This window comes from Okeania sp. SIO3B5 (assembly GCF_010692555.1).
Lineage (GTDB): Bacteria > Cyanobacteriota > Cyanobacteriia > Cyanobacteriales > Microcoleaceae > Okeania.
Window position 1 is genome coordinate 1 of the sequence record NZ_JAAHHG010000212.1, and the last position, 12441, is coordinate 12441.

Annotated in this window: 6 protein-coding genes; 3 read left to right on the forward strand and 3 right to left on the reverse strand. The window is 38.7% G+C overall.

Features of this window, described 5'->3' with window-relative positions; all coding sequences use genetic code 11:
* Positions 1–852: 852 nt before the first annotated feature.
* Positions 853–2094 (reverse strand): HhoA/HhoB/HtrA family serine endopeptidase, encoded by a 1242-nt coding sequence (locus F6K54_RS24095; protein WP_293082993.1) that lies wholly within the window; start codon positions 2092–2094, stop codon positions 853–855.
* Positions 2095–3934: 1840 nt separating this feature from the next.
* On the reverse strand, positions 3935–4966 hold the full coding sequence (pdhA, locus tag F6K54_RS24100; RefSeq protein WP_293082988.1) for a pyruvate dehydrogenase (acetyl-transferring) E1 component subunit alpha: 1032 nt from the start codon (positions 4964–4966) through the stop codon (positions 3935–3937).
* A 614-nt stretch (positions 4967–5580) separates the two neighbouring features.
* On the opposite strand from pdhA, the gene F6K54_RS24105 reads away from it, so the two are divergent.
* The gene (locus tag F6K54_RS24105) at positions 5581–5808 is read left to right on the forward strand and encodes a zinc ribbon domain-containing protein (RefSeq protein WP_366558224.1); all 228 of its coding nucleotides are present in this window, start codon (positions 5581–5583) and stop codon (positions 5806–5808) included.
* A gap of 193 nt (positions 5809–6001) precedes the next feature.
* Positions 6002–8365 (forward strand): IMS domain-containing protein, encoded by a 2364-nt coding sequence (locus F6K54_RS24110; RefSeq protein WP_293082989.1) that lies wholly within the window; start codon positions 6002–6004, stop codon positions 8363–8365.
* Positions 8366–8904: 539 nt separating this feature from the next.
* On the opposite strand, the gene F6K54_RS24115 is transcribed toward F6K54_RS24110, so the two are convergent.
* On the reverse strand, positions 8905–9198 hold the full coding sequence (locus F6K54_RS24115; protein ID WP_293082990.1) for a hypothetical protein: 294 nt from the start codon (positions 9196–9198) through the stop codon (positions 8905–8907).
* Positions 9199–10243: 1045 nt separating this feature from the next.
* On the opposite strand from F6K54_RS24115, the gene F6K54_RS43165 reads away from it, so the two are divergent.
* Positions 10244–12441: DUF4912 domain-containing protein (locus F6K54_RS43165; protein ID WP_366558225.1), on the forward strand; the 2198-nt coding region annotated here is incomplete at its 3' end.

Sequence of the window (12441 nt, forward strand, 5' to 3'; positions counted from 1 at the left end):
TGTGCAGATTGACCTTGAATGGCTTCCTAAGTTCTCGACCTATATTCTTAGGTGTCTTAGAGAGGTTTCCTCGTTCCCTTATTCCTTTATTACGGCTGATTTAGTGAGGCAAAATCTCCCGGAGGGTTCGATATGATTGCTGATAACTTCTGGGACATAATGTTATCCTATGACCCCCTGACTTTCGTCCTACATCCCATAGCTACCTTTGGAATGGTTTAATGTAACAAGAGTTTGATTACCTTCCTGTTCGTCCACTTGTCAGCCTCTGCTTGCGGTATCGTTCCTGGTAACTGGTATTGTTCCGCTTTTAGACCAGCTTCACCAGTTTGATGTTCAGTCTCACCAGTGTGGCCTATGCTGTTAACCCAACAACAGGGCAGATGGAATTTCACCACCAAGGTAATAAGAGTTATTCACAAGTCGAGGTTGTCCTCATGTATTGACTTGGAACGGCCGTTTATACCCAGTTTCCTGGTTTAGTGGCCAACGAGTCGCACATCCCAAATATTATTAATAGGTTGAGCTTGACATCGTAATATCTCATTGCCTAACTGAGCTATTTCTAATATTGCCATAATTTTTTCTTAGAGGATATCTGAAAAGTTTTTTGATACTTAATTTTGCCCCCTAGCCCCCCAACTTTGGGGGAAGAGTCAATTTGCTTCTAAAAGTCCCCCAATTTTGGGGGATGCGCGGGGGCTTGGAAAATATATTAAACCTAAATATTTATTCCTTCTTTCTTCAAGCCCAATAAAGTTAAATAAACGAAGGCAGCTATGCTGAGTGCAGAGGATAGGAAGAACAATTCCCTTCTGCCTTCTGCCTCCTGCCCTCTGCCTTTTCTGATAATTATCCTCTTAATCGGGATGGTAAGTTACCAGTACGCAACTGAAAATTTAAGTTCTGACCATTACGATTAACTTCCAATTCCAACGAACTACCCACCGTTTTATTCTGAACAATTTGTTGTACATTTTCAGACTTAGTAATAGTTTGATTATCAATTCTTTGAATTATATCTCCTGGTTGTAAACCACTTTTATCCGCAGGAGATCCAGGTACAACTTGCATAATTAATACCCCTTGGTCGTTGAATAACCGAATATTTGTATTTAAGTTTCGGTTGAGTTCTTCCCTAAGCTCCGGTGTCAGAGTTTGCATCGCAATACCCAAATAAGCGTGTTCTGCTTTACCCCCCTTAATTAATTGTTGAGCAATTTGTTGAGCATTATTAATAGGAATTGCAAATCCTAAGCCTTGAGCACCATCAATAATAGCTGTATTAATACCAACCACATCACCATTTTGATTGAGTAGAGGGCCACCAGAATTACCAGGATTAATCGCAGCATCCGTCTGAATAAATCCTACTCGCTTATCTGGAACACCCACATCACTACTAGAACGACCTGTAGCACTAATAATACCAACTGTTACAGAATTATCTAGACCTAGAGGGTTGCCAATAGCGATCGCCCATTCTCCAGGTTGCAAGTTATTTGAATCTCCCACAGTTACGGTAGGGAGGTTATTAGCATCAATTTTAATCACTGCTACATCAGTTACAGAATCTGTGCCCAAAACTCTACCTTGTAAGCGACGGCCATCTTTAAGGACAACTTCTACAGTAGTTGAACCTTCTACAACATGAGCATTAGTGAGGATATTACCATCAGAGCTAATGATAAAGCCAGAACCAGTACCTCTCTCAACTGGCCCAGAACGAGATCTAGGAGATTCATAACCATAGAAATCTTCTGGTATTCCTCGACCAAACATATTAGGTCGTTGACTGAATGTTCGAGAAGCATTAATCCTAACTACTGCCGGACCCACTTTTTGGACTGCATCTACAATAAAGTTAGCATTGGAAATAGGCGCTCTAACTGGTAACCAATTAGACTTTTCTGATTTAGAATTACCATAACTATTAGAAGATGATTGAACTATCTGTGTTGAATTTTCCGAAGAGCTAGTTGTCTGTGGGAATATGATGCGTTGGCCTAACAATGCTCCTCCAGCTCCTACCAGTATTAAAGATAGATAGGTTAAAGGTTGTTGCCAAAATACTTTGTTTGTTGTTCTTTTCATTGTCATTTGTTGATATTTGTAGTTGGTTCGTCTGTTAAGAATCAATAATCAGGGTTTAGCTTCCTGATAATAAGTTTTCTTTAATTTTTCCTACAATACCTCTGAGGTTTATTACTTATTTTTTACTTCTGAATGTTGACATAAGATAGCGATATGTTAAATTTAACATTGATCGAAAATGATGTCCGGTTATTTAAGGTTAGAAAGAACTCATTCTTGTCCGCATTGCGGTATTGTAATAGACCGCGACTTGTTTGCGTAGCATGACCTAGGAAATGCGGCGGTAAATATCAAAAATAGGAAGGCAGGGCATTCCGTCCTTAAAGCTCGTGGAGCCTGATGCAATGGCAGGGCTACGAAACGAGAATCTCACGCTATAGCGTCAGCTTAGTGTGGGAAATGTCACTGATTCCACACCTATAACAGGGAATAGGAACAGGGAACAGGGAACAGTGGGAAAAACATTTCCCTGTCTAAGCACCATTATCAGTTTATGTCCGCACCCTATCTGTCTATTGGATGTTGCACAGTGACGAATGATTTTAGATGTTTGATTGAATTGGATTAAGGGCTTTGCTGATTTTTCTTTAATGGGGATAATGCTCCGCATTGCTATCGAGAACACCTAGCTATTAACTGAAAAGGATTTTAGATTTTGCCAAATTTATATTTCAGCCTGATTCAACAAAACCTATGGAAAAAGAGAAATAAAGGTTAAATATTTACAATATCTGCGAGGGATAAAATTTTATGTTTAAGGCTTAAAACACAAATTAAGCTCTAACTACCTTAGGGTGAATAGGGTTATAAAAACTCAGCTTTCAACTTTCAATGAGTTAATTTTTCTCAAATAATTATCATATATACTTGTGCCAAATTAATTTAATATTTGTTAGTAGGGAGTAGAGAGTATGAAGTAGGGCTGAAAAAGATAATCGTATACTTGAGCATATAGATATAAAAATCTAAAAATGATTTTGTCTACTTATTTAACTCGCTCATTAAATATGCAATTAATTTTCCATGACTACTTACTAAGTTACATATTAATTAATCTACCATTATCTCTCTATTGACCTTTAGTATATTTACCATCCCTAAAAAAAATATCCGGTTGTTTTTAAACAAATCCGTTTCATATTATTTCTGCATACACCTATGATTTATTTAGGGCTTGCTGATTAAATCTCAAAGCATTGACATATAAAGAAAAGTGCCTTTTTGGGGCTTTTAAAAAGTGCGCCTGTTTCAGTTCTTAATGCTCAAAAAGTTAGTATTTTAGGCGCATAGTTGGGGAGAAAATTATTCTTACAATTCTTACTCCTACTTCCTCGCTCGTACCCATTTCTCCTGTCTCCCCCTCCTGGGAGGGGGAGGGGCGAGGGGTGGGTTGTCTCCTGTCTCCTACCCTCACCCATAAGACTTTTGAGCGCAAACCCTATTTAATGGTTGCTTATTAATAAAAAAATAATGACCAGATATAAATTTAACCCTAAAATTTTATTCAAATAAAGTTTGATTCAAAATAACTTTTTTTCCTGACTTATGATGAGTTATGAACAATCTGAATGATTATCAAATCTTCGTATTGAAACAGTAATCTTAGTCCATCTAACCCTTTTAATCTCAAGAGATAAACTGTAGAAATAACTACTTGTTTACCAGGATAAAATTGGTATAAATTTAATTTTAAATTACCAAGAAAAAAGCTTTTAATCGATCTAAATATTTCGGGTTTCTACATATAAATAAAGTTGTTTTTGGAAAAATACATGAGAAACCCGACCACTAAAATTTGAGAGTGTAGCTGAAGATAAACTTAAGTCAATAATTGAGTTAATTAATCTTCAGCAAAAATGTAGCGATAAAGTTCATCTGCTCCAGGTTCTGGACTACCTGTACCAAACTCAACTGCTTCAGCAATCAAATTTTCAATCTTTTGATCTATTGCTTTTAACTCTGCAGCATCCGCCAAATTATGTTCTGTCAGATAAGCTGTAAATTTCTCTATCGGGTCACGAGAAAACCAATATTCCTTTTCTTCCTTATCCCGTAATTCATCAGGGTCAGCTAAAGAATGTCCTCGGAATCGATAAGTTAAAGCTTCAATTAAAGTCGGTCCTTCACCAGCACGAGCTCTCGCAACCGCCTCTTGAGCAGCAGAATGTACTGCCAATACATCCATACCATCAACCTCCACACCTACCATACCAAAGGCATGAGCTTTCTTATAAATCTCAGGTTCAGAAGTGGCCCGCTCGTGAGCCATACCAATTGCCCACTTATTATTCTCCACTACATAAATAATTGGTAATTTCCACAACGTGGCCATATTAAGACATTCAAAAAATTGGCCGTTATTACAAGCTCCATCTCCAAAGAAACAGGCGGTCACTTGGTCTGCAGCTTCATCCCCCATAGTTTCCCGACGATATTTACTCTGAAAAGCTGCCCCAGTTGCTACAGGAATACCTTCAGCAACAAAAGCATAACCTCCTAATAAATTATGTTCAGCAGAGAACATATGCATTGACCCACCACGACCTTTAGAACAACCTGTAGCTTTACCAAATAATTCAGCCATAACTTCCCGTGCTGGTACACCAGCACTTAAAGCATGAACATGGTCTCTATAAGTACTGCAAACAAAATCTTCATCTTGGCGCATGGCTTTAATTACACCAGAAGAAACTGCTTCTTGTCCATTATAAAGATGAACAAAGCCAAACATTTTACCTCGATAATACATTTCAGCACACTTATCTTCAAACAAGCGCCCTAAAACCATATCTTCATATAGTATTAATCCTTCTTCTTTAGTAATTTTTATACTATTGGTATCAAAAGTAGGTAATGTACGTTCTTGGATCATTTTATTTATTCTAAGCTAGGTATGATTAGTAATAAATCTTATATTACAAGTTAAAGGTTCTAATGAATTTATTAGGTAGTTTATGCCGAAATTGTGTATGAAAACCAAAAAATGTTACTAACTTTTGAACGATATAGTGCCATAAAGCTTGAAAGCTCCTTTGCTTTAAGATAAGAAATAAAAAATAGTATGTTTGTCTTAAACAATCGTGCTATATGATATAATAAAATTTTTATAAACCCTAAATATAGAGAAGATTTGACTCCTTAAGTAATTAAGATGTTAGAATTAAAAACGAAGTAGTGAAGGTAGTATATAAAAACTAATGGATTCTAGCCGACTTCAAACTATGAGAGGTACTTAAACAGCACAATCAAAACTTATGTGAGATTGTGGCTTTGGGGTCTAAGTTTTTGAACTTACATACTATACTACAATAATATAGTTTTTCTGTACCATACTAAGGACTGGGTATTGTGAATATTTCTGTTTTTTGATTTGAAAAGTGATTGTCGATCCAACTATTCCTAAACCCGATTGAGTAAATCAATTAACGATGCGATTTGGGGGACAATTCCTGTCTATTTTAACTGTCAAAGCCGGAAATGCTGGAGGTGAAAACTATAGCAGTGAACCCCAAAAATACTAGCCAAGATTGCTCAAATTGTGGGGAAAAAGTCCCTAAAGAATTAAACATACGAACTCATTCTTGCCCACACTGCGGTATCGTCATAGACCGCGACTTGTTTGCGCAGCATGACCTAGGAAATGCAGCAATAAATATAAAAAATAGGGCGGCGGGGCATCCCGTCCTTAAAGCACGCGCTTGTCCGATGCAGTAGCAGGACTACGAAACGAGAAGCCCACACTAAGCTGACGCTATAGTGTGGGAGTATGTCACTGAAGAGGTAGTCAAAAAGAGTGGTAAAATAACAAAAATATTTCTAAATTTAGTCAGCAATATCGTATACTATAGGCTAACATAATAACCTAATTATACTAAATTATATTAACTAGCCTTTGAGGAAGTGCACTGTGCGGATTCCATTAGATTACTACCGAATTTTGGGTTTACCAATTCAGGCTACTGTCGAACAGTTACGACAGGCACATCGCGACCGCACTCAGCAGTTTCCGAGAAGAGAGTATTCAGAGGCAACTATTGTCGCCCGCAAACAACTTGTAGACGAGGCTTATGCTACTCTATCTGACCCAGAACAACGGCAAACCTACGATGGCAGTTTTCTGAGTAAAACCTACGAGCCGGAATTAGCACAGATAAGTCCAAGTTCTGAGATAAATCTGGAAAAAGCACAACAACAAGAAGAAGAGAAAGAAACAAAACTTCAACAAACAGAAGAAATTCCTCCAAAGGTAGCTTCTAGACGTTTAACAAGAGGGATAAGCTCTCACGGTATAGAAACTCCGGTTAGCCATGAATTTGACCCTAACACTCCCAGCATAGAAATAGAAGATAGACAGTTTGTGGGCGCTCTCTTAATTTTACAGGAATTAGGAGAATATGAGCTAATCCTAAAGTTGACCCGTCCCTATCTAATTAATAATAGTATTGCAGTCAAAGATGGCCGTTTTGGAGATCCAGTATTAGTACTACCAGATATTGCCCTAACAGTTGCTTTAGCAAATTTAGAATTAGGAAGAGAGCAATGGCAACAAGGACAATATGAAAGTGCGGCAACAGCTTTAGAAGCAGGTCAGGGATTATTGCTACGAGAAAACCTATTTGTCCAAATTAGAGGAGAAATACAAGCTGACCTCTATAAGCTACGTCCTTATAGAATAATGGAATTAGTCGAACTACCAGAAGAAAAAGCATTAGACCGTCGCCGTGGGTTAGAAATTCTTCAAGATATGTTGAATGAAAGAGGAGGAATTGATGGTCAAGGTGACGATCGATCTGGATTAGGGGTTGAAGATTTTCTGAAGTTTGTTCAGCAGCTACGTCACCATTTAAGCATGGCAGAACAAAAGAAATTATTTGAGTCTGAAGCTCATCGTCCTTCTGCCGTCGGTACATATTTAGCAGTTTATACTTTTTTAGCTCAAGGGTTTGCCCAAAAACAACCAGCCTTAATTCGTAAAGCTAAGTTTATGCTGATGCAATTGGGTAGGAGTCAAGATGTCAATCTAGAGAAAGCTGTCTGTTCATTACTTTTAGGACAAACTGAAGAGGCTAGTAGATCCTTAGAACTAAGTCAGGAACACGAACCTTTATCCTTTATTAAAGAAAATTCTCAAGAATCTCCAGATTTACTACCAGGTTTGTGTCTCTATGCTGAACATTGGTTGACGGAGGAAGTATTTCCGCATTTCCGCGACCTATCTGACAAGTCAGCTTCTTTGAAAGACTATTTTGCCGATCGCCACGTTCAAGCTTATCTAGAAGCTTTGCCTGCTGAAGCAGAAGCAACTAATCAATGGGTAGTTGTTCAACCGCGTCGCGATCGCGATACAGAAGAAACATTGTATCAAAAAGAAACAGACCAATCTTCAGTGTTAGATTTGGGACAAAAACGTACATCTAGTGTGGGTAGCGCTGCTACTGCCACTATGGCCTCAACTAGCACAAGAACATCCAATCAACTAGAAGGTAGTTCCGAACGGTCACTTGAAGAAGCAGAGAAATTATCATCAGATATGCAAAAACAAGGAAGTTCCTTGAGCTATAGTCGCTATTCAGAGAGAATTAGAGAAAGGAGTAGAAGTCGTTTACCTCAGTTAAATGAAAATATGTCAGCGGGTAGTAAAGAATTACCCCAATCAATGCTTGAGCAAAATCCACGCAGAAAATCAACCAGAAGAGAACCTGTTAAGATTGGTCGTTTAATATTCATAGCAGGTTTGGGGTTATTAGCAATAGGATTGATTGGGTTTGTGGCAATTAAAACTATTGGCTGGTTAGCAAATGCTTTAGGCTTAGGTAGGGAACAACCGATGGTACAACTGGATAGACCTCCATTGGAAATTCCAGAACTTAATCAGGTCAGTAGCGCAGCATCAGGTCCAATTACAGAAGAAACTGCACGCCTAACTATTCAAAGTTGGTTAGATACTAAGGCTGCAGCTCTAGGTCCTAATCATCAAACTGGACAATTACAGAACATTCTCGTAGATCCGGCACTTGAACGTTGGTTACCGACAGCTAATGCTCTGAAGCTAGAGAACTCTTATCGAAAGTATAAGCATAGTTTAGAGATAAAAGATATAAGTAAAACAAATGCCAATCAAGCTCAAGTGGAAGCTCAAGTTAGAGAAAACGTAGAGTTTTATGATAATGACAGATTAACCAATTCTCAAAATGATAACTTACTTGTTCGTTACGACTTGGTTCGTCAAGATGGAAAATGGAAAATTCGTAATTGGAATGTACTCCAATAACTTTTAAGTTGTAATTTTAACATCTTGGCTTGCAACTTTATGAAATAAAGATTTCTAGAGTTTATGACGCAGACAGAGAGAAAAAAGATTAGAGTACTTTGAATTAAAAGGTAAAAATTGTTTCTTTCATTTAGCTATACCATTAAACATCTGGTGAAAAAGAATAGACTTTTTGCAGAGGTAGGGAACAGGCGACAGACAACAGGAAAGAAAATTTATGGAAAAAAACACCAAAAATGATCTATACGTGTAATTTCCAGAAATGTCTATTTGAACAAAGAATATTGCGTGTGCCGCGCTCTATTTGTAGAGAACTAAAGAATAGAAATTTGTAGTAAATAGGGTTTGCTTAATAGAGTCTTTTGGTAAGGGTAGGAGTCAGAATTTCCGTTTGTCATGCTCCGCAAACAGAATCCAGAATTCAGGAGTTAGGGGAATTATATAGCAATCCTATTTTATTCGTGTCAAAAATCTTACTGCTTTTTAGGGAATAGGGAACAGGGAACAGGTAAGAGTTTCAGTTAAGAGTTTCAGTTTTTTTATCTACTTTTTGATTTGTCGCAACCTAATTTAGGATTGCTATAGAGGAAGTAGTCAGAAAAATTGTAAGAGTGATTTTTCTGCCATAATCGTCTGAAAATACTAGCTTTATGCAGCTCTTGCCACCAAAAAGCTGATACTTTTTGAGACAAAAAAATCCTACAACCAATATCAGTCAATGCTTTGATATTTAATATCATGTCCGATAGCATCGGAGCGTGTATAAAATTAAGGTGACAATGAAAGAAAACCTTCTGCCTCCTGCCTCCTGCCTCCTGCCTTCGGACAACCATTGTCTAATTATTCAACCGGACATGATATAATTAGAGTTTGCTGAAAAAGTCTTTTTGCTGGGGTAGGAGACAGGAGACAGGAGACAACCCACCCCTCGCCCCTCCCCCTCCACCGGAGGGGGAGACAGGAGAAATGGGAATGAGCGAGGAGATAGGAGTAAGAATTGTAAGAATGATTTTTCTGCCCAACTATACGCCTAAAATACTAACTTTTTGAGTGTTTTAGACTTAAACAGGCGCACTGCAATTCGACTCTAAAAAGGCTAAAACCTTTATTTGTCATGTTTTTAGATTTAATCAGCAAACCCTAATTAGCAAGCCCTAAATATTTATCTGAATAGTATAGCGCTACGCACAAGGCAACAGCTCCGGAATTAGGGTCTGTCATCAATTAGAACTATAAGCTTTGTGAGTCAAGGTTTTTAGCACCTGGAGTCTTTCCAAGCCAAAAGTTCAAAACTCTTGCTACATAGCACTTTCAGATTTAATTGATGACACGTCCTAGCTCTCCTGTAAAGCAACAGGGGAAAATATCAAGAACAGGCAAGATGCCCATTCCACTTCCACAAAACTATTAAAACCATCCCGCATTTATGCAACGCCTACATTACATCTATGGATTACTTCAAACTTCTGCCACTTCAATAAATAAGTATATTTATTAAAAATTTTTAATTTAATTATAAGATTAGTTTATTAATTAATAATATTATAATTTATTATAACTTTAGTAATGTTAAGGAACCGTAACATTAGATATCCAGAATTCCCTATAAACCCGTATGTATACTCATAATCTTTGAGTAAGGACTCTTGACCAAATCTGAAATTTTCTGCAAGATATAGACTTAGAGGCGATCCCGGCGATCCCAAAAAAATGCTTTTCTTATTGTTTCTATATATCTCGAAACTTTTAAGAACCTTCAAGTATTTGTTAGAGCCGGAAAAAGAGTCCTTGAAAAAACAAGAAATTTAGATGCAGTTTCCTATTAAATTTTGGGAAATGAAATACTAAATACTGTCAAAAAATAGGAGAACATACAGAATGGTTCAAGAACGTCCACCCCTAGAAGAGATGACTTTGAGACAACTACGCAAAGTCGCTAGTGAGCTAGGTATATCTCGTTACAGCAGGATGCGTAAAGCACAACTACTGGCATCAGTTATAGAAGCTCAAGGTATTAGCCATACCTCATCTGCTCCACCTTCAGCATTAGAAACACAAGAAGAGGTGGAAGCAAAAAAATTTGAATTAGGGCAAGAAAACAACAATGATGATTTTCTTTCATCCATAGATGAAGGTTTAACAGATTTACCCAATGGGTATGCTCAAAGCCGAATAGTTTTAATGCCACGGGACCCAGAGTGGGCATACGCCTATTGGGATATTCCTAATGAACAGAAGGAAGAGTTACGTCGTCAAGGGGGACAGCAGTTAGCGCTGCGAATTTATGATGTGACTGACATTAAATTAAACTACCAAAGCCCTCATAGTATTCAGGAATATCCTTGTGATGAATTAGCTCGTGAATGGTATATACCAATTCCAGTAAGCGATCGCGACTATATTGTGGAAATAGGGTATCGATGTGCTGATGGTAGGTGGTTAGTTTTAGCTAGTTCTGAGCGAGTGCATATTCCTCCAGTTTATCCCTCAGATTGGATTGATGATCAATTCATTACAGTGAGTTGGGATGAAGATTTACGTGGCAAAACTTTTATGGAACTGCTTCCTGCCAGTCGCAAAATTACTTTTCATGATAATCCCGATGATATTTATGAAGAGATGTTCGGCATAGCTGAAGTGGAGAATCAAAGGATTGCTGCTTCTATGTTTGGCTCTATTCAAATGGTTCCTGGTTCAGGACAAATGATAGAAGAAGGAGTCAGTTCATATACTATGGCATCAGGTGTAGGGATGTGGTCATCTGGTGGCAATATCTCTGGAGCTACTCAAACTATGTCAGGTGTAGGTCAAACTATGTCAGGAGCTGGTTTAACTGCTTCAGGGGTAGGTCAAACTATGTCAGGAGCTGGTTTAACTGCTTCGGGTGTAGGTCAAACTATGTCAGGAGCTGGTTTAACTGCTTCGGGTGTAGGTCAAACTATGTCAGGAGTTGGTTTAACTGCTTCGGGTGTAGGTCAAACTATGTCAGGAGTTGGTTTAACTGCTTCGGGTGTAGGTCAAACTATGTCAGGAGTTGGTTTAACTGCTTCGGGTGTAGGTCAAACTATGTCAGGAGTTGGTTTAACTGCTTCAGGTGTAGGTCAAACTATGTCAGGAGCTGGTTTAACGGCTTCAGGTGTAGGTCAAACTATGTCAGGAGCTGGTTTAACGGCTTCAGGTGTAGGTCAAACTATGTCAGGAGCTGGTTTAACTGCTTCAGGGGTAGGTCAAACTATGTCAGGAGTTGGTTTAACGGCTTCAGGTGTAGGTCAAACTATGTCAGGAGCTGGTTTAACTGCTTCAGGTGTAGGTCAAACTATGTCAGGAGCTGGTTTAACTGCTTCGGGTGTAGGTCAAACTATGTCAGGAGTTGGTTTAACGGCTTCAGGTGTAGGTCAAACTATGTCAGGAGTTGGTTTAACGGCTTCAGGTGTAGGTCAAACTATGTCAGGAGTTGGTTTAACCAGTTCAGGCATGGGCATGGGCATGAATATGTCAGGAGTTGGTTTAACGGCTTCAGGGGTAGGTCAAACTATGTCAGGAGTTGGTTTAACGGCTTCAGGTGTAGGTCAAACTATGTCAGGAGTTGGTTTAACGGCTTCAGGTGTAGGTCAAACTATGTCAGGAGTTGGTTTAACCAGTTCAGGCATGGGCATGGGCATGAATATGTCAGGAGTTGGTTTAACGGCTTCAGGGGTAGGTCAAACTATGTCAGGAGTTGGTTTAACTGCTTCGGGTGTAGGTCAAACTATGTCAGGAGTTGGTTTAACGGCTTCAGGGGTAGGTCAAACTATGTCAGGAGTTGGTTTAACCAGTTCAGGCATGGGCATGGGCATGAATATGTCAGGAGTTGGTTTAACGGCTTCAGGGGTAGGTCAAACTATGTCAGGAGTTGGTTTAACTGCTTCGGGTGTAGGTCAAACTATGTCAGGAGTTGGTTTAACGGCTTCAGGGGTAGGTCAAACTATGTCAGGAGTTGGTTTAACCAGTTCAGGCATGGGCATGGGCATGAATATGTCAGGAGTTGGTTTAACGGCTTCAGGGGTAGGTCAAACTATGTCAGGAGTTGGTTTAAC